At 67.2% G+C, this 17,751-nt stretch carries 14 protein-coding genes; 6 read left to right on the forward strand and 8 right to left on the reverse strand.

Annotated elements, in window-relative coordinates:
- The 3 genes from NS4_RS00155 to NS4_RS00165 are packed head-to-tail and all read left to right on the forward strand — an operon-like array spanning position 1 to position 3,215.
- The gene (locus NS4_RS00155) at positions 1-1,374 is read left to right on the forward strand and encodes an acetyl-CoA carboxylase biotin carboxylase subunit (protein ID WP_063057405.1); all 1,374 of its coding nucleotides are present in this window, start codon (positions 1-3) and stop codon (positions 1,372-1,374) included.
- Positions 1,367-2,257 carry a 5-oxoprolinase subunit B family protein gene (locus tag NS4_RS00160; protein WP_063057406.1) on the forward strand — a complete coding sequence of 297 codons (891 nt, stop codon included), beginning with the start codon at positions 1,367-1,369 and terminating at the stop codon, positions 2,255-2,257. Before NS4_RS00155 ends, NS4_RS00160 begins: the two co-directional genes overlap by 8 nt.
- Positions 2,247-3,215 carry a 5-oxoprolinase subunit C family protein gene (locus tag NS4_RS00165; RefSeq protein WP_063057407.1) on the forward strand — a complete coding sequence of 323 codons (969 nt, stop codon included), beginning with the start codon at positions 2,247-2,249 and terminating at the stop codon, positions 3,213-3,215. The genes NS4_RS00160 and NS4_RS00165 overlap by 11 nt, the downstream gene beginning before the upstream one ends.
- 48 nt (positions 3,216-3,263) lie before the next feature.
- On the opposite strand, the gene NS4_RS00170 is transcribed toward NS4_RS00165, so the two are convergent.
- Together NS4_RS00170 and NS4_RS00175 are read right to left on the reverse strand one after the other, a co-directional pair.
- Positions 3,264-4,256, reverse strand: a complete 993-nt coding sequence (locus NS4_RS00170; RefSeq protein ID WP_063057408.1) for a 5-oxoprolinase/urea amidolyase family protein — start codon at positions 4,254-4,256, stop codon at positions 3,264-3,266.
- The gene (locus tag NS4_RS00175) at positions 4,253-5,251 is read right to left on the reverse strand and encodes a 5-oxoprolinase subunit B family protein (protein ID WP_169811704.1); all 999 of its coding nucleotides are present in this window, start codon (positions 5,249-5,251) and stop codon (positions 4,253-4,255) included. Before NS4_RS00175 ends, NS4_RS00170 begins: the two co-directional genes overlap by 4 nt.
- 191 nt (positions 5,252-5,442) lie before the next feature.
- Between NS4_RS00175 and NS4_RS00180 the strand changes: the two genes are divergently transcribed.
- Complete coding sequence (locus NS4_RS00180; RefSeq protein WP_063057409.1) at positions 5,443-6,579, forward strand: PucR family transcriptional regulator; 1,137 nt, start codon at positions 5,443-5,445, stop codon at positions 6,577-6,579.
- Positions 6,580-6,588: 9 nt separating this feature from the next.
- Here NS4_RS00180 and NS4_RS00185 read toward each other — a convergent pair whose 3' ends face one another.
- Positions 6,589-6,978: an SRPBCC family protein gene (locus tag NS4_RS00185; protein WP_063057410.1), complete on the reverse strand. Its 390-nt coding sequence runs from the start codon at positions 6,976-6,978 to the stop codon at positions 6,589-6,591.
- Positions 6,979-7,222: 244 nt separating this feature from the next.
- Here NS4_RS00185 and NS4_RS00190 point away from each other — a divergent pair, with 244 nt between their 5' ends.
- Positions 7,223-8,665 carry an NAD-dependent succinate-semialdehyde dehydrogenase gene (locus NS4_RS00190; RefSeq protein WP_063057411.1) on the forward strand — a complete coding sequence of 481 codons (1,443 nt, stop codon included), beginning with the start codon at positions 7,223-7,225 and terminating at the stop codon, positions 8,663-8,665.
- Between the two features lie 330 nt (positions 8,666-8,995).
- On the opposite strand, the gene NS4_RS00195 is transcribed toward NS4_RS00190, so the two are convergent.
- From NS4_RS00195 to NS4_RS00215, 5 genes are all read right to left on the reverse strand, one after another.
- Positions 8,996-10,291, reverse strand: coding sequence for a dihydrolipoamide acetyltransferase family protein (locus NS4_RS00195; RefSeq protein WP_174552045.1), 1,296 nt, complete (start codon positions 10,289-10,291; stop codon positions 8,996-8,998).
- A 15-nt stretch (positions 10,292-10,306) separates the two neighbouring features.
- Complete coding sequence (locus NS4_RS00200; RefSeq protein ID WP_218020272.1) at positions 10,307-11,290, reverse strand: alpha-ketoacid dehydrogenase subunit beta; 984 nt, start codon at positions 11,288-11,290, stop codon at positions 10,307-10,309.
- A 20-nt stretch (positions 11,291-11,310) separates the two neighbouring features.
- Positions 11,311-12,453 carry a pyruvate dehydrogenase (acetyl-transferring) E1 component subunit alpha gene (gene pdhA, locus NS4_RS00205; protein ID WP_084486346.1) on the reverse strand — a complete coding sequence of 381 codons (1,143 nt, stop codon included), beginning with the start codon at positions 12,451-12,453 and terminating at the stop codon, positions 11,311-11,313.
- On the reverse strand, positions 12,450-13,922 hold the full coding sequence (lpdA, locus tag NS4_RS00210; protein ID WP_063057413.1) for a dihydrolipoyl dehydrogenase: 1,473 nt from the start codon (positions 13,920-13,922) through the stop codon (positions 12,450-12,452). The genes pdhA and lpdA overlap by 4 nt, the downstream gene beginning before the upstream one ends.
- A 174-nt stretch (positions 13,923-14,096) precedes the next feature.
- Complete coding sequence (locus NS4_RS00215) at positions 14,097-15,296, reverse strand: PucR family transcriptional regulator (protein WP_174552046.1); 1,200 nt, start codon at positions 15,294-15,296, stop codon at positions 14,097-14,099.
- A 548-nt stretch (positions 15,297-15,844) separates the two neighbouring features.
- Here NS4_RS00215 and NS4_RS00220 point away from each other — a divergent pair.
- On the forward strand, positions 15,845-17,467 hold the full coding sequence (locus NS4_RS00220; protein WP_063057414.1) for an outer membrane protein assembly factor BamB family protein: 1,623 nt from the start codon (positions 15,845-15,847) through the stop codon (positions 17,465-17,467).
- The last annotated feature ends 284 nt before the right edge of the window (positions 17,468-17,751 follow it).

The raw sequence follows: 17,751 nt of genomic DNA on the forward strand, positions 1-17,751 counted from the left end.
ATGCGTAAGTTACTCATCGCCAATCGCGGCGAGATCGCGGTGCGGATCGCGAGGGCAGCGCGCGAACAGGGCATTTCCTCAGTAGCGGTCTACAGCGAGGCCGACCGGGAAGCCGAACACGTCAGAGCGGCAGACGAGGCGGTATTGGTGGGGCCCGCCCCCGCGCCGGCGAGCTACCTCGCTGTCGACGCCATTCTGGCGGCGGTCCGTTCCAGCGGGGCCGACGCCGTGCATCCCGGGTACGGGTTCCTCTCGGAGAATGCCGACTTCGCACAGGCCGTCCTCGACGCGGGCGCGATCTGGGTGGGTCCGGAACCGAACGCGATCCGGGAGATGGGTGACAAGGTCGCCGCACGCAAGAGCGCCGAGGCCGCCGGCGTGCCCACCGTCCCCGGCTCCGTCGGCGAAATACACGACGCCACGGAAGCCGCGCAGGTGGCCGAACGCATCGGTTTCCCGCTGGCCATCAAGGCGGCGGCAGGCGGCGGCGGGCGCGGTATCCGCATCGTCACCCGGCAGGAGGATCTGGCCGCGGCAATCGGTACCGCCCAGGCGGAGGCACGCGCGGCTTTCGGCAGCGACGCGGTGTATGTCGAGCGATTCATCCCGCGTGCCAGACATATCGAAGTGCAGATCTTCGGGGACGGCAAGGACGCCGTACACCTGGGACTGCGGGACTGTTCGATGCAGCGGCGGCGGCAAAAGGTCATCGAGGAAGCCGGCGAACTCGGTCTGCCGGAGTGGGTTGTCAACGGCATGTCCGCGTCCGCGGTGCAGCTCGCCACCAGCGTCGGCTACACCGGGGCCGGCACCGTGGAGTTCCTGTTCGACGAACTGCGCACCGAGTACTACTTCATCGAGATGAACACCCGTATCCAGGTGGAGCACCCGGTGACCGAGATGGTCTACCGGCGCGACCTGGTCGGCGAACAGCTGCGGGTGGCCGCGGGCAATCCGCTGTCGTTCACCCAGGCCGACCTGGTACCGCATGGCCACGCGATCGAAGTGCGCATCAACGCCGAAGATCCGGAACGGAACTTCCTGCCCAGTCCCGGAACGATCGAGCGCTTCGACTTGCCCGCCGGTCCGTTCGTGCGAGTCGACAGCGGCTTCAAGGCGGGTTCGGTCGTCGCGCCGTTCTACGACTCGATGCTGGCGAAGGTGATCGTCTGGGGCGATGATCGCCCGGCCGCGCTTGCCCGGCTGGCCCGCGCGCTGCGGGAGCTGGCGATCGAAGGCGTGACCACCACGGCCGAGTTCGTGGACACCGTGCTCTCGACCGAGGAATTCCGCAACGGCATGTACCACACGACGTGGCTCGAGCAGTGGATGTCCGAGCAGGCCGACGCACGAAGGGCGCGATCCGATGTCTGACCGATCGGGGACACGCTACTCCTGGGGTGCGGACGAGCATCTGGTCGTTCAGATCGCCGAGGAGATGACGCTCGCGGCAAACTTCACGGCGATGGCGATGAGCACCCGGCTCAACGATCGAGCGCTCGACGGTGTTCTCGACATATGCCCCGCCAACGCCTCACTGCTGATTCGCTTCGATCCGGACCGGCTCGAACCGGCGACACTGGAGGGCGCCGTGCGCGCCATCGAGGAGGAGGTCGCGCAGCAGACGCAACCGGCGATCCGTACCCGGCTGCTCGAGATCCCGGTGTGGTACGACGACCCGTTCACCCGCGACGTCGGCGCGAGGTTCCGTGACCGGCACCAGCGGCCCGAAGGCAGCGATATCGAATACGCCACGGCAGAGCTCGGACTGGATTCGGTCGGCGAGTTCATCGAACGCCACTCGTCTTCGCCGTGGCTGGTATCGATGGTCGGGTTCGTCGCCGGACTGCCGTTCATGTTCCAGATGGTGGAGCGGCAGCGGCAGATCGAGTTGCCGAAATACCTGCGTCCGCGCACCGAGACGCCGAAGCTCACCGTCGGCCACGGCGGCTGCTTCGCCTGCATCTACTCGGTGAAGGGTGCGGGCGGTTACCAGATGTTCGGACTCACGCCGTTGCCGATTTTCGATCCGCAGCAGCAGCACACTGTCTTCCGCGAGTCCATGGTGCTCTTTCGGCCGGGCGACATCGTGAAGTTCCGCCCGGTCGACGTGGCGGAGTACTCGCAACTCGAGGCGGCGGCGGAGCGCGGCGAGGACGTCTACCGCTCCGTTCCGGTGGATTTCGAGCTCAACGAGTTCCTTGCCGACCCCGATGCGTACAACAAGCGACTGTTGGGAGCACTCGATGCACGTTGAGGTCATCCAGGCGGGCCTGGCGACGACAGTCCAGGATCTCGGCCGCAGTGGCGCGTACAACGTCGGGATTCCGCCGTCCGGTGCACTCGATCGCGAGTCGGCGAAGGTCGCCAATCTGCTGGTCGGAAATCCGACCGACGCGGCGGTGCTCGAGGCACCGTACCTGGGCCCCGAGCTGGCTTTCGGCGGTCCGGCAGTCATCGCGGTGACCGGCGGCGATGCGCAAGTGAAGGTAAACGGCGGCGAGGTGCCGGCGTGGGAGGCAGTGCGTGTCGGTGAGGGGGATGTGCTGTCGTTCGGCTTTCTGCAGAATGGGGCGCGGCTGTACATCGCGATCGCCGGCGGATTCGACGTGCCCCTTGTGCTGGGATCACGATCGACCTACGGGTTGGGCGCGCTCGGCGGCTTCGAAGGGCGCGCACTGCGCGCGGGGGATCGGCTGCCGGTGGGTGCCGCCCCGGCCGGGTTCGTGCCCCGGGCCGTTCCCGTCTCGGCTCGACCGGTCCTCTCGCGCGAGGTCGAACTGCGCGTGGTGCTCGGGCTGTACGACTACCGCCTGACCGAGGAGGCCACGGAGGCGCTGCTCGACACGGTGTGGACGCTCACCCCGGTGGCCGACCGAACCGGTTTCCGTTATGAGGGCGCGAAATTGGCGTTCGTGGAGCGCGAGCAGCCCTTCGGGGCAGGATCGGATCCGTCGAACATCGTCGATGCCGGCTATCCCATCGGATCCATCCAGGTTCCGAGCGGTTCCGAGCCGATCATCCTGCACCGCGACGCGGTCTCCGGCGGCGGGTACGCCATGGTGGGTACCGTGATCAGTGTCGACATGGACACGGTCGCGCAATCGGCGCCCGGCACAAAGACCCGGCTGCGAGCTGTCTCGCTCGAAGAGGCGCTGCGAGCTCGTCGCGAGGCGAGAACGCGGTTGGCGAAGCTGGCCGGAACGCTCACCTGAGGGACTGTCCGCGCCGCCCCCGGCGGCGCGGGCAGTCGCCGTGGGTGGTCACGGCACTGGAACCGTCCGAAGCGGATCGACGGTGAAGTCGACCCGCTTGTTCAATGCGAGTGCCTCCTCGTAGTCGATCTCCCGAAAGCGGATGGTGTCGCGGCCCGGACGCATCTGCCCGACCTTCCACAGCGCGCAGTGCGGCACCGTGGCCACTACGGCGAAGCCACCGGAGGTGTTGCCGTCCATGCCCAGAATCGTAAGCACATCACCGTTGGCCAGCAGGCCACCCACGGGGTACGCGTCGTCGAGGACATTGGACGGATGCCCGCCCGCGGTGCCGCCATCGGACCGCGCCCAAGCGAACCGATATGGGTTGAGGCGCGTGCCGATGCGATCCGAGTTCAGGTCCACCCGCCATTGCCTGCCGAGCAGTTCCGTCCAGTCCTCGTCGGTCAGGTAGTCGGGACTGGCGTGCGGACCGTGCATGATCTCGACCTCCCACTCGGTGACGAAGCGCGGGCGCATCGATTCGGGAAGGCGCCGGCGAGCCGGCGCCGCCACGCTGTGCGTCGCGAGCAGGTCGCCGCGGACCAGCGCCCGTCCCTCCACTCCGCCGATGCCCGCTACGAGCGAGGTGGCCGCCGAGCCGTACACCTCGGGCACCGCTATTCCACCGCGCACCGCGAGATAGAGGCGGAAGCCCGCACCGCCTGCGCCGATGGTCCGCAGGACGTCGCCTGTCCGGACACCGATCGTCTCCCAGGCCGGCACCGGCACGTCGTTCAGCACAATCGCGGTGCCATCCGGTGCGGCGATCGCGATGTGAGTGTCGACGAGGAACGCGACCGAGAGGCCGACCTTGGGAACTTCGAGGGCAGGAGCTCCGGCGGGATTTCCGACGAGGATGTTCGCGGCCCGCATGGACAGATGGTCCATCGGGCCGGCCGGGAAATAGCCGAGCGATGTGAGGCCCTGACGCCCCGGCCAGGCCTGTACGGTCGTCTGCAGGCCGGGATCGATGATCTCCATTGTTGTCTTGGTGTTCATGGGACGCCCACCCGGCCCGCGGCCAGCTTCCGTTCGGCCGCGATGACGGCGGCCTCGGGCGCCAGCCGGGCATCCTCATCGAGATACTCGGCTACCACGAAGTCGTCATCCTCTATCTGATAGTCATAGGTGCCTTCGAACACGCGTAGTCGCAGGGTGAGCAGCTCTTTCTCGCTGACTCGCGTAAATGTCACTCGATCACCCACCCGGAAGAGATTGGAAGCGGCGGCGACGGTTGCGGGCTTCCCGGCCCCGCCCGTGGAGTTCCCCGCGAAATCGTGGTTCCACAGCGGTAGGGTGCGGCCGAACAGCTGGTAGCTGCCGGGCGACTCCACTGGGTAGAGCACGACGCATGGGCCGCCGATGCCGACCGCGCCCTCCGCGGTCCACATCCGTGCCGGGTTGTATTTGGGCGCGGAGATCTGGGTGAGCGGATCCATCGAGAACAACGAGGGAAGTCCGGGAAAGTAGCCGATGAAGGCGTTCCACCAGGTGGTCGCGAGAAAGCGGACGAAGAACTCTTCCCGGCCGGCGAAGCCGTTGTAGCGCACGATGTAGTCGATGTTGTCGCCGTCGCTGACATTGGGCGCGTCGTTGCGGGTGGTGATGCGGTACCGTTTGACCGCCTCACGGGTCATCTCGTCATCGAATGCGATCGGCAGCGTGACCGTGCGACTCGGCAGGACCAGCGACTCCAGATCCGGGGCCGAGCGCTCCCTCGCGATCAGCTCCTCGAGCACCCGGTCGCGGGTGATGCGACCCGGATCGAAGGTGACCATCATCGAGCGGAAACCGGGGGCGGTCTCGAGCACCCCGTCGACCGGGTCGTTGATCAGGGCATGGCGCAACGCGTGGACGCGGAAGTTCAGGCGCAGATCGACCTCCATTTCGCCGTATTCGACCAGAATCTGGTGGTCGCCTGCCTGGCGCAGTTGCACGGCCGGGCGCGCGGGCGCGCCCGGCAGAGCGTGGAGAATCGCGCGGGAGGAGGGCATTGCTGTCCGATCTGTCGGTGGGTGTCGGGCGAGGTCCTGTCCTGTATTGAATGATGATCGCTGTCGACTGTCGTGCAATGCTCCGCCTTGTACAACAACCGCGCCGCGCTGCGCCGGATCGGACAGAGACCGGGCGGTCCACCGATACCGCATGCTGGGAGGCCACGATTCGGGAAGGGTTGCCGCCACTGATGACGGACTCCGCTGATTCGGTCGCCCGTGCGCACCGCGAGCTGGTGCGCGCGTCGGTGGCCGCGCAGGGCACGCGAGGCATCGCCGAGCGCATCGCCGGCATGGTTGGCGGCTGGTTGCTGCTGTTGGACGGGTCAGGCGCTCCGCTCGCGTCGATCCCGGAGGGCGCCCGCGCACATCTGGCGTTGGTGCAGAGTGAGTTGCCGCGGTTCGCCACGCATGCGCGTCCGAGCGCGATGTCACTCATCATCCCGGGAGAGTCGGTGTCGATCCGGCCGGTCGGTGTCGGGGGCCGGATCCGCGGTTTCATCGCCATCGGGCGAGCGAACCCGCTCGATGCCATCGAACGGTCGCTCGTCGACACCGCGACCTACCTGCTCGCCGAGGACCTGCATCGCAGCGACGAGCTACGTCGAGCCGCGCGCAACGATCGCCTCGCGGTACTGCAACTGTTGCTCGGCGGGCATGCCCAGGTCGCCCGCAGCACCAGCGAGGTTCTGGGTGTTCCCCTCCCGGGTGGTCCGGTCCGTGCCGCCCTGCTCGGTGTGCCGCGCCGCTATGCCCTCGAGCTCCTCGAGGCGGCCGAAGAGGACCAAGCGCTGCGCCGGATCGAGACGGTGATCGCGGAGCTGCGCCCGGGCCGGGTCGGTATCGTGCTGCCGACCGCGGAGGGCGATGTGCGGACGCTGGAGGCGATCCTGCGGCGCGTACCGCATGGCCGGGGGGCCGTGACCGAGGCGGTGGAGGTGTCGGAACTCCCCGCTGCGTGGAGGCGGGTGCGTGGTGTCTTCGAAGCGGCGTCGGATAAGCCGGGCAAGCTCTACATGGCCCGAGACGTCTCCGAGGCGGGATTGCTCAAACATCTGACGGGACCCGAAGCCAGAGCGTGGGCGCAAGCAGCGCTCGCGCCGCTCACCGCGCTCGATCGAGGTTCCAAGGTCGACTTCGCGCAGACCCTGCGGACCTTTCTCGCGCACAACGGGCAGGCCGATGCCTCTGCGAGTACCCTCGGGATCCACCGCCACACGCTTCGTTATCGCATGACCCGCATCGCCGAGGCCCTGGGGCGCGATCTGGACAACCCCACCGTGCGAGCCGAGCTCTGGTTCGCCCTTCAGCTGTATCCCGGCGACTGACCGGCCGAATCACGACAGGACTGCACGCAACCCCTGCAGGCCCTCGGCGCACGCCGAGTCGAACGCGTCCGCCAGCTCGGCGGGTTCGATCTCGGTGCTGTAGACCACCAGGGCACGGCCGTCGCCGAGGTCGAGCACATCGACCGTTCCCAGATGAGCGTTGATCGGCAGGTCGCCCTCCACAACCCGGTATTGCAGACGGCGCAGCTCGTCGTTCATCGTCACGACCGTTTCCTCCAGCCTGCTGCCGCCGCGGAGGATGACCGTGCGGTGTCGTTGGTCGCCCTCCGAGCTGGTGATAGCCGGAAACCAGCGGCTGATGCCGGGCACGTCTCGGATCACCTGCCAGACCGCGTCGGGGCTGCGGTCGATGAGGACCTGGGAACGAAGCGTTGTCATATGAAGTCCTTCCGGGATGGCGCCAGTCTCTGCGGCCGCCAGTGTGCCCGGCGGCGTGACAACCGCGAGTGCGCGGAATGGACACCCGGCCGCGAGTCTTTGCGCCAGATGGCGCATTCCGGCGCGACCGCGGCATTGACAGCCTTCTGCCAGCGGTGGCGGTCGGTGCGGCCATCAGTAACGGAATCGCTGCTGTGCTCCCCGCCTAACACCGGAACAGACGTCTGGAGTGGAGTTGTGAGATATGGATTTCTTGGACACAGTCCCCACCGGCCTGCTCATCGGTGCCGAGTGGCGCGAAGCCGACGCCGCGGGACGTTTCGTCGTGGAGGATCCGGCGACGGGAGACCCGCTCACCGACGTCGCCGACGGCGGGCCCGCGGAGATGATCGCCGCGTTGGACGAAGCATCACGTGCGCAGGAATCCTGGGCCGCGACCGCACCGAGGGTACGCTCCGATCTGCTACGAGCGGCCTATGACGAGGTTGTCCGAAGAGCCGACGACTTCGCCCTGTTGATCACCCTGGAAATGGGCAAACCCCTCGCCGAGTCGCGAGGAGAGGTCCGCTACGGTGCGGAGTTCTTGCGCTGGTTCTCCGAAGAAGCGGTCCGGGTAGGAGGCCGATGGGCCCGATCTCCGGAAGGAACGACCCGTCTGCTCACGATGAAGGATCCGGTCGGTCCGACGTTGATGATCACGCCGTGGAACTTCCCCCTCGCCATGGCAACCCGCAAAATCGCCCCTGCCATCGCCGCCGGATGCACCATGGTGCTCAAACCCGCCGAGCAAACGCCCCTCACCGCGCTGGCGTTCGCCGCGTTGCTCCGGTCGGTGGGGTTGCCTCCCGGCGTCCTCAATGTGGTGACGACGACCCGCGCGGCGGAAGCCATTCCACCGCTGCTGCGCGATCCTCGCCTGCGCAAACTCACCTTCACCGGATCGACGGCGGTGGGCCGGCAGCTCATGGCGCAAGCAAGCGCCCAACTCCTGCGGATATCGATGGAACTCGGTGGCAACGCACCGCTGCTGGTCCTCGGCGACGCGGACATCGACCGCGCGGTGGCCGGCGCGATGCTGGCGAAGATGCGCAACATCGGACAGGCGTGCACCGCCGCCAATCGCATACTCGTCCACGAGTCCGTTGCCGATGAGTTCGGTTCTCGATTCGCGGCCGCGATGGCCGCGCAACGGCTGGGCCGGGGCACCGACCCCAATGTGGACGTCGGGCCCCTGATCGATGAGCGGGCGCGGAACAAGGTCACCGAGCTGGTGTCGGACGCCCTCGCCCGTGGCGCACGCGTGCTCACCGGTGGCTCCCCACTCGAAGGCACGGGCTACTTCTTCGAACCGACCGTTCTGACCGACGTAGGCGATCACCGCATCACCCGGGAAGAACTGTTCGGTCCTGTCGCACCGATCTCCACGTTCGGCACCGATGACGAGGCGATCGCCCTGGCCAACGCAACGGAGTACGGATTGGCGTCGTATGTTTTCTCCCAGGACATGTCTCGCATTCTGAATGTTGTCGAGCGCTTGCAGTTCGGCATGGTCGGCGTCAACCAGGGGGTGGTATCGAACGCCGCCGCGCCGTTCGGCGGTGTGAAGCACTCCGGCTTCGGAAGGGAAGGCGGCGCCGAGGGAATCGAGGAGTACCTCTCCACCAAATATGTCGGCATTGCTCCTTAGGCCCCAGTAGAAGCCGCCGGTGGCGGTTTCGAGTGCGCCGAAACCGGAGGGTCCGACGAAGCCGCCGAGGTTGGCCGGGGAGTTGATCGAGGCGAGACCGACGGCGGCCGCCGGGCCGGTGAGGAACAGGGATGGGAGCGCCCGGAACGGCCCGTAGGTGGCGTAGACGCCGTCGGTGACGACATCGGTATGACAACGGAGAACAGCAGGCTGTCATGGACGAATAACCTTGCAGACCAGGCCCGCAACAGCAACCAGGAGCGGTACTCCGACATGCCCGCGGCGTTCGCCGTTGCGGTCGGAGTGGTGGGCCCACCAGACCATGAATGTTCAGACCAGAATCCGCAGCGGGTGCTCGATCAGCTGTTTGAGCTGGGCAAGGAACTGTGCGGCGCCAACGCCGTCGATGCAGCGGTGATCGGCGGACATGGTGATACGCAGTATCTTTCGGCTCACCACTTGCCCGTCGGCCAGTTGCAGTTCGTCGGTGGCGGCGCCGACGGCGAGGATGGCGGATTCCGGGGGGTTGATGACGGCGCTGAAGTGTTCGATGCCGTACATGCCGAGGTTGGAGATCGTGAAGGTGCCTCCGGTCATCTCGTCGGTGCGCAGTTTGCGGTCCCGCGCACGTTCGGCCTTGTCGCGGGTCTCTGCGGCGATGGCGGAGATCGATTTGCGGTCGGCGTCGTGCACGACCGGGACCAGCAGTCCGGCGGGCGTGGCGACCGCGATACCCAGGTGGATGCCGCGATGCTGTCGCAGCGCGTTTCCGGCATAGGAGACATTGATGCCCGGGTTCGCGCGCAGTGTCAGCGCGACGGCCTTGACCAGCAGGTCGTTGACGCTGACCTTCCCGGTCCCCGCGGCGAGCGTGTCGTTGATCTGGGTGCGGAAGGCGAACAGGTCGGTGACATCGATGGCGCTGGTGAGGTAGATATGCGGCGCCTGCTGTTTACTTTCCGTCAGCCGCGTGGCGGAAACCCGCTGAATACCGGTCAGCGGGATCTCGTCGTAGTCGCCGGACTCCGGCTCAGCCGCGACAGACACCGGTGCTTCGGCTACCGCGGTGCCCCGTGCGATGCCGGACGCCGCCGCCTCGTGCGCTGATTCGACATCGCGGCGGGTGATGCGCCCGCCGGGGCCGGTCCCGGCGACCGCGGCGAGATCCACGCCGAGTTCGCGGGCCACTTTACGCGCGAGCGGGGAGGACTTCTGCCGCTCGCCGGTGCCGGTGGTCGTGAACTGCGCGGTGTCGGCGGTCGGTGCGGGGGCCGGCCGCTCGGGGGCGTGTGCCGCGCGGGGTGCCGATGCGGGCGCGTCGCCTTCCAGGGCGGTTCCGGCCCCGCTCCGTTCCTGCCCTGTAGGCGCTGCGCTGCCGCTGCCGCTGCCGCTGCCGTCGCCGACGAGGGCGATCGGTTCGCCGATCGGTACCCGGGTGCCGGCTTCGGCGAGGATCTGTTCGAGGACGCCGTCCTCGTAGGCTTCTAGTTCCATGAGCGCTTTGTCGGTTTCGATCTCGGCGACGATCTCACCGCGGGTGACTGGGTCGCCGACCTGTTTGAGCCAGGTGGCGACGACACCGTCTTCCATGGTGTCCGACAGTCGGGGCATGACGATTTCGGGCATGAAGGTTCTCCGGGGTCAGCGGCGTGTGCCGACTGCGGCCAGGGTTTCCGTGGCCGCGGTGTAGAGGGAGTCGACCGAAGGCAGCGCGAGGGTCTCGAGGGGTTTGGCGTAGGGGAGTGGCACTTCGGCCATGGCGACGCGGCGGACCGGGGCATCGAGGTAGTCGAAGGCGCCATCGGAGATGGAGGCCGCGATTTCCGCGCCGATGCCGTAGGTGAGCCAGTCGTCCTCGCCGATCACCGCGCAGCCGGTCTTGCGGACCGAGGCGATCAGCGTATCCCGATCGAGGGGGCGTAGGCTGCGCAGGTCGATGACTTCCGCGGAGATCCCCTCGGCCGCGAGCTTTTCCGCGACCACCGTGCAGATCGTGGCCATGCGGGAGTAGCCGATCAGGGTGATATCGGTTCCGATGCGGGTGACCGCGGCTCGCCCGATCTCCGCTGGGGGAATGGACTCCGGTACTTCGCCTTTGGTGTTGTACAGCGCCAGGTTCTCCAGGAACAGCACCGGGTCGTCGTCCGCGATGGCGGCCTGGAGCAGGGCACGGGCGTCGGCGGGGGTGCTGGGAGCGACAACTTTGAGGCCCGGGACGAACGCGTAGTAGAGCTCGATGTTCTGGGAGTGGGTCGCGCCGAGTTGCTGTCCGCCACCACCGGGGGTGCGGATGACCATCGGCACGCTGGTCTGCCCACCGAACATGCCGTAGATCTTGGCGGCGTGGTTGACGATCTGGTCCAGGGCCAGCAGAGAGAAATTGATCGTCATGATCTCGACGATCGGGCGCAATCCGAGCATGGCGGCGCCGATGGCGGCGCCGACGAACCCTTCTTCGGCGATGGGGGTATCGCGTACTCGTTTGGGGCCGAATTCGTCGAGCAGTCCGGCGGTGATCTTGTAGGAGCCTTCGAAGATACCGATCTCTTCGCCGAGCAGGAGAATGTCGTCGTCGCGCCGCATCTGCTCACGCAGTGTTTCGCGCAGTGCTTCGCGGTAGGTCATGACTGCCACGGGTGTCGTCCTTAGTGGGTGAAGAGCGGGTCGGCGGGCAGGCGGCGGGAGTCGCCGGGCACCGGGGTGGCGTAGTTGTAGTCGAACAGGCTCGACGGATCGGGATGAGGACTGGCGTCGGCGAACTCGACGGCGGCACGGACACCGGCGGCCACGGACTCCTCGAGGTCTGCGGCGGACTCTTCGGTGAGTACTCCTACCCGCAGCAGCGCCGCGTGCCAGCGGGTGACCGGATCGTTGTCGCGGGCCTCTGCCACTGTTCCGCTGGTGCGGTATTTGGCGGGGTCGACCACGGAGTGGCCTTTGAGGCGGTAACTGACGGCCTCGAGCAGCGCCGGCTTGCTCTCGCGTCGGGCGGTCTCGATGAGTTCGCGTGCGGTATCGCGCACCGCCAGCACATCCGTGCCGTCGACACGTTCGCCGCGGATGCGGTAGGACGCGGCGCGTTTCCACAGATCGGGTTCGGCAGAAGACTTCTCGACCGTGGTGCCCATCCCGGTCTGGTTGTTGACGATCAGGAACACGATCGGCAGATTCCACAGGGCGGCGATGTTCAGCGACTCGTGGAATGCGCCGATATTGGTGGTGCCCTCACCCATCTGGCACACGACCACGTCGTCGTCACCGCGGTAGTCGATGGCCAGGGCCGCGCCGATGGCCAGCGGAATCTGGCCACCCACGATCGCGTAGCCGCCGAGCAGCCGGGTAGCGGTGTCGTACATGTGCATCGAGCCGCCCCAGCCCTTGGACGTGCCGGTGGAGCGGCCGTAGAGTTCGGCCATGACCCTGCCGGGTTCGATCCCTTTGACCAGCGCGTAACCGTGTTCGCGATAGTTGGTGAACAGGTAGTCGGTGGGCCGCATGGCCGCACCCATACCGACGACGGTGGCTTCCTCGCCGAGGTTGAGATGGCAGTAGCCGCCGATCCTCGCCTGTTGGTAGCTCTGCGAAGTGCGCTCCTCGAAGCGGCGCACGAACAGCATCTCGCGATAGAGTTCCCGCAGCGTCTCGGGATTCTCCGCGGCGATACGGGAGTCGACCGAATCGCCGAGGCCGGCCGGGCTATCGGGCTCTCGGGTGGCGGTTTCGGGCTTCTTCACGGCGGCGCGGACTGCCTTACTCGGCGGTCGGCGGGCGGTGGTTTCGGCGGTCATGCGCGGTCTCCTCGACGGGTGCGGGGCGGTGCGATGTGGATGGGCAGGCCGAGGCCGGTCAGGGCTGCTTCCATACCGATCTCGCCGAAGGTGGGGTGGGCGTGGATCGTGTGGGCAAGTTCGTCCAGGGTCGCCTCGAGCGTGATCGCGAGAGCGCCTTCGGTGATCAGGTCGCTGGCCGAGGGGCCGATGATGTGCACGCCGAGGACTTCGTGGTGCCGGGCGCCGGCGATGATCTTCAGGAAGCCTTCGGTGTCGCCGACCGAGCGGGCGCGACCCAGCGCGGCAAAAGGAAATTTGGCGGTGACGACGTCATGGCCCGCGGCACGGGCAGCGGCCTCGGTGAGGCCGACACTCGCGATCTCGGGGTGGGTGAAGGTGGCGGCGGGGATGGCGTGGTAGTCGATGTGGACGTCGTGACCTGCGATGACATCGGCCGCAGTGAGCCCCTGGTGAGAGGCCACGTGTGCCAGCAGCGCCTTACCTGTGACATCACCGATGGCGTACACGTGCTCGACGCCGGTCCGCAGCCGGTCGTCGACGGGGATGAACCCGCGCGCGTCGGTGCCGACTCCCGCGGCGTCCAGGCCGAGTGCGGCGGTGTTGGGGCGGCGGCCGACGCCGACGAGCACGATATCGGCGTCGAGGGCGCGCGGGTCCGTTCCATCGACATTTACTCGCAGCCCGTCCCCGGACCGCTCGATTCCGGTGACCGTCGAGCTGGTCGAAACCGTGATCCCGCGACCGGTGAACGATCGCCCGAGCGCGGCGCCGATCTCGGCGTCCTCTGCCGGAACCAGACGATCCTGCATCTCGACGACGGTCACCGCGGTGCCGAAGGCGGCGAAGAGGCCGGCCCACTCCACGCCGACCGCGCTCCCGCCGATCACAACCAGTCGCTCGGGAATCTCGGTGAGACCGAACGCCCCGTCGGAGGTGATGACGCCGGGCAGGTCGGCGCCGGATACCGGGAGCGGCGCAGGCACCGAGCCGGTCGCGATGATTACATCGGTTGCCTCCACCGTGCGGATCGGAATGTCGGTCGGCGCGGCCGCGTAGCGGGGACCACCGTCGAAGACCGGGGACGGACCTGCTCGGAACACCTCGACGGTGCTCGGGCCGGTGAACCGGGCGTGGCCTTCGATGACGGTCACGCCGTTGGCCTGCAGCAGGCCGGCCACACCGTGGGTGAGTTCGTCGACGATGCCGTTCTTGCGCTCGCGCACCGCGGCGAAGTCCACCTGCACGTTCTCGGTGGTGATTCCGAAATCTTTCGCGGAATCGACGATCTGGAAGACCTCCGCGGACCGCAGCATCGCCTTGGTGGGTATACAGCCCCAGTTCAGGCACACTCCGCCGGGGCGCTCCTTTTCCACCAGCGCGACGCGTAGACCGCGCTGGGCAGCGCGGATCGCGGCGACGTAGCCGCCCGGGCCCCCGCCGACGACCAAGAGATCGAATTGTGGCACTTGTGGTGCTCCTCGTCCTGAATGCGTGACCCGGCTACCGGTTGGCGGTGTGGGTCCGGACTTGGAGTCTGCTGGGTTGTGGGGCGGCGAACAATTCTCCGCGCGCCCAGGAATCAAGCTCCACAATTGGGCGCAGCGCCCAACCCAGGTGCCTCGCAGGCCGGTGTCCGCGGCTCAGTCGGTGGCGGTCTCGACGAGCGTATGCGCGAGGAGTGCCAGGGAAAGCTCCAGGTGGAAGCGCTGCCCGTCCAACGGCCGCCCGAGTAGTATCGCGGCGCGCTGGAGCCGGTTGAGCACAGTGTTGCGGTGGCAGTACAGCAGCGGCGCCGCATGGGCGGCCGAGCAGTCCTCGGCCAGCCACACCCGCAATGTCGTGAGCAGCAGGTCGCGTTCCTTGGCCGGCAGTTCGAGAATCGGGCCGAGGAGCCGGCCCACCAGCAACTGCGCCAGATCGGGCGATCGGAGCAGTAGGGCCTCGGGGTAGCGGTCGTGTAATGAGGTCAACACGCCGTGGGAGTCCTCTGGCATCGTGTCCAGTGCCAGGGCTGCCAGCATATGGGCGACGTCGACTTCGGCGAGTCCGATAACCGCGGGCGATAGCCCGGCGCGCCCGCTGACGAGGGGCCCGAGTACAGCCGTTACCTGCGCAGATGGATTATTCTCGAGGGCGATGAGGCCGACCGTGGAATCACCGCGGTTATGCCAGACCGAGCGGAAGCCCTGCGCGGCCAGCGCGGTCTCGGTGCCCAGCCTGAGCGGGTAGGTATCGCCGCGGGCGGTGATCACGAGATAAGCGCTGGTGACCGGAATGTTCAACTCCCGTGACGCGCGATGGGCGAACCGTGCGTCGCGCCCACGTCCAGCGAGCAGATCCTCGATCAACGCGTGGCGGCGGCGTTCATCGAGGCGGACTCGATCGAGCTCCGCTCCGCGGTAGGAAGTGACCAGCGCCGAGGACATCCCGTCGATGACCGCCCACATCGCCGTACCCATTTCCCGGAAGTCCGCAGCCGAGATGGTGCCCGCCCGGTCCACCAGTGCCTCCCAGATGATCCGGCCGCCCAGGCGGAAGGTGCGCAGCATCGCCTCCAACGGCACGCCCTGCACAGCCCGGTGCGCGCCGATCGCCGCGGCGACATCGTCGTGCTCGGCGTCGAGACCTTTCTCGTCGATGAGGTCCAGCACCCGGGTGAGGAACCGATGGCATCCTTCTTGCAGGTCCGCCCGGCTCACCGCCGAGTAGTCCGTCCACTCCGGATTCTCGGTGAAGATCGCGGTGATGAGCCGCTCGGTGAGTACGGGGATGTCCTCACGACAGGCCGCCACCAACTCCCCGGAGCGAGTCACGGGCTCGGACTTGTCGGATACCGCCACGTCGGCCACAGTACTTCTGATGGTGCGGACCAGGATGGCCACGCCCCGCGGTCGGGCCGACTGCCGAACGATCGAGCCGTGACTCCCGACCCGGAGATCAACGTCCCGGTGTTCCGGCCACAACCGATCAGAGCACAGCGACCCCCCCACACGCGGGAGGGTTGTGCTCGGGCGTACCCAAAGATCAGTTGCCCGCAATGCTCGCCGCGGCCGAGGAGAGCGCGCACCGCAACGACACCCTTGCCGCGACCAGCCGGTGGGCCCGAACCGATTCGGCGAGGCGAACCGTGACCATTCCCGGCGCCGAGGTACAGCAATCACGCGGAGCACGGACTGCCGTTGCAGCGGGCTTACGAGAGCATTCGACCCGGCCGCTACCTCGACGAACGTGATCGGCTGTCCATTGCAGGGCGGACTTCGGGAGAGTCCGGGGCCGACGCAGATAACAATTCCGACAATTCGTCCTCGGCCTGAAAATCCCCGGCCTCGGAAGTGGGAAGATTCCATCACCGAAACGGAAAGACCTTGGCATGAACAGACTTTGGCCAATGATCTTCGCGGCGTGGGCGTCCGGACTCCGGAAGACATCATTTTTGCGGTTACCGATCCTGGTGGCCGCGGTTGTCCTGCTGTTGCCGAACTCCAGCGTCGGGAGCGCTGCGCCACCTGTCGGCACCAATGGTGATTGGCCGATGTGGCAGTTCGACCTCGCCGGTTCCCGGCACAATCCACGCGAGACCGCTCTCTCGCCGGCCACAGTGTCCTCGTTGCAGCTGAAGTGGGCGTTCGCGTTCCCCGACTCGATCGCCGCTTCCAGCCAGCCGGCGGTGGTGGACGGAACTGTTTACGTCGGTGGCCGCAACGGTACGTTCTATGCGCTGGACGCGACCACCGGTGCGACCCGGTGGTCGTTCCGAGCCGAGACGCCCCTCGGCGGAAATCTCCCGACGTACGGGCTGCGCAACGGGCCCGCGGTTGTCGATGGCACGGTCTACTTCGGCGACAACTCGGCCAGGATGTGGGCCCTGGACGCGCAGACCGGTGCCCAGCGCTGGGTCCGTCGACTGGACAATCATCGTTACGCGATCATCACCGGTTCGCCCCTCGTGTTCGACGGTCACGTCTATGTCGGTGTGTCCAGCCAAGAGCTGGGTACCGCCACCAGCGACCTGTACCCGTGTTGTACCTTCCGGGGAAGTGTTGTGGCGCTCGACGCCGCTACCGGCGACGTGCGATGGCAGCATTACACGATCCCGCCACCGGAGCCGACTCCCAGTGGGTCGCCGCCGTTTGCGCCCAGCGGTGCGCCGGTGTGGTCGTCGCCCACGATCCACCCGGAGTCGCGCACGCTGTACTACACCGCGGGCAATCCCTACACTGGCCGTCCCGAGGGCGCGGAAGCGATCGGCGCGCTGGACATCGACACCGGAACCGCCCGGTGGGTCCGCCGGATGACTCCCGGGGAAGCCCCCTGGAACGGGCGCTGCACCTACCCACCGCCGGGCGGCAACTGCCCCGAGCCCGGTCACGATTTCGACTTCGGTTCGCAGCCGAACATTTTCGAGATGGGTGGCCGCTTGGTCGTCGGCGCGGGCCAGAAGAGCGGTGTCTTCCACCTGCTCGACGCCGTCACCGGCGAGATCGTCTGGCAAACCAGGTTGAACACGCCGGTACCGGTGCTGCCCATCCCGGGCTCGGAGTCACTGCAAGGCATCCAATGGGGTGCGAGCTATGACGGCCACCGCCTGTATGTTGCCACTTATCAGGGCACGCCGGGCACACTTTTCGCGTTGCACCCGGCGACCGGCGAGGTCATCTGGAGCACGCCGAACCCCGCCCACGGTTGCCTGTTCGATCCACCGCCGATACCGATGCTTCCGCTGTGCCAGCTCGCCATGCCGAACGCCGTCTCGTCGACACCCGGCCTGGTCTACGAGGGCAGCCTGGACGGCAAGATGCGCGTTTTCTCCGCCGAGACCGGTGCCATCCTCTGGGAATACAACACGGCACGGCACTTCCACACCGTGAACGGAGTGCCGGGCGTCGGCGGCGGTATCAACGGCCATGGCGCCGTCGTCTCGAACGGCATGCTGTTCACCAATTCCGGTTACGGCCGGCAGATCACCACCGGTATGCCGGGCAATGTCCTGTTGGCCTTCGGTCTTCCCTGACCTCCCCGGGTCGCGAGTTATCGGGACATGCGCGACAAGGAGTCGAGGAGAGGGCGACCGAGGCGTTCGAATGCCCGGCGCCGAACAAGCGCCGGAACGCGGGCTCTGGCGGTAACCCAAACGTCGACAAGGACGGGAAGCCGCTACCGGCGAGGTTCTTGGCCGCAACACACAGCGGTTCCCGGCGATATGCCGCATCTCATCGGCTATGGGCCGGCGCGGCGGCCTCTCGATCCACTGGCTACGGCACACCACCGCCTGGGTCGAGCGCCACTACGGCACCG

It is taken from the genome of Nocardia sienata NBRC 100364 (assembly GCF_001613205.1).
Classification (GTDB): domain Bacteria; phylum Actinomycetota; class Actinomycetes; order Mycobacteriales; family Mycobacteriaceae; genus Nocardia; species Nocardia sienata.

Coding starts and splice junctions, on each gene's coding strand:
- NS4_RS00155 (WP_063057405.1), top strand. CDS start 1: ATGCGTAAGTTACTCATCGCCAATCGCGGCGAGATCGCGGTGCGGATC.
- NS4_RS00160 (WP_063057406.1), top strand. CDS start 1,367: ATGTCTGACCGATCGGGGACACGCTACTCCTGGGGTGCGGACGAGCAT.
- NS4_RS00165 (WP_063057407.1), top strand. CDS start 2,247: ATGCACGTTGAGGTCATCCAGGCGGGCCTGGCGACGACAGTCCAGGAT.
- NS4_RS00170 (WP_063057408.1), bottom strand. CDS start 4,256: ATGAACACCAAGACAACAATGGAGATCATCGATCCCGGCCTGCAGACG.
- NS4_RS00175 (WP_169811704.1), bottom strand. CDS start 5,251: ATGCCCTCCTCCCGCGCGATTCTCCACGCTCTGCCGGGCGCGCCCGCG.
- NS4_RS00180 (WP_063057409.1), top strand. CDS start 5,443: ATGACGGACTCCGCTGATTCGGTCGCCCGTGCGCACCGCGAGCTGGTG.
- NS4_RS00185 (WP_063057410.1), bottom strand. CDS start 6,978: ATGACAACGCTTCGTTCCCAGGTCCTCATCGACCGCAGCCCCGACGCG.
- NS4_RS00190 (WP_063057411.1), top strand. CDS start 7,223: ATGGATTTCTTGGACACAGTCCCCACCGGCCTGCTCATCGGTGCCGAG.
- NS4_RS00195 (WP_174552045.1), bottom strand. CDS start 10,291: ATGCCCGAAATCGTCATGCCCCGACTGTCGGACACCATGGAAGACGGT.
- NS4_RS00200 (WP_218020272.1), bottom strand. CDS start 11,290: ATGACCTACCGCGAAGCACTGCGCGAAACACTGCGTGAGCAGATGCGG.
- pdhA (WP_084486346.1), bottom strand. CDS start 12,453: ATGACCGCCGAAACCACCGCCCGCCGACCGCCGAGTAAGGCAGTCCGC.
- NS4_RS00220 (WP_063057414.1), top strand. CDS start 15,845: ATGATCTTCGCGGCGTGGGCGTCCGGACTCCGGAAGACATCATTTTTG.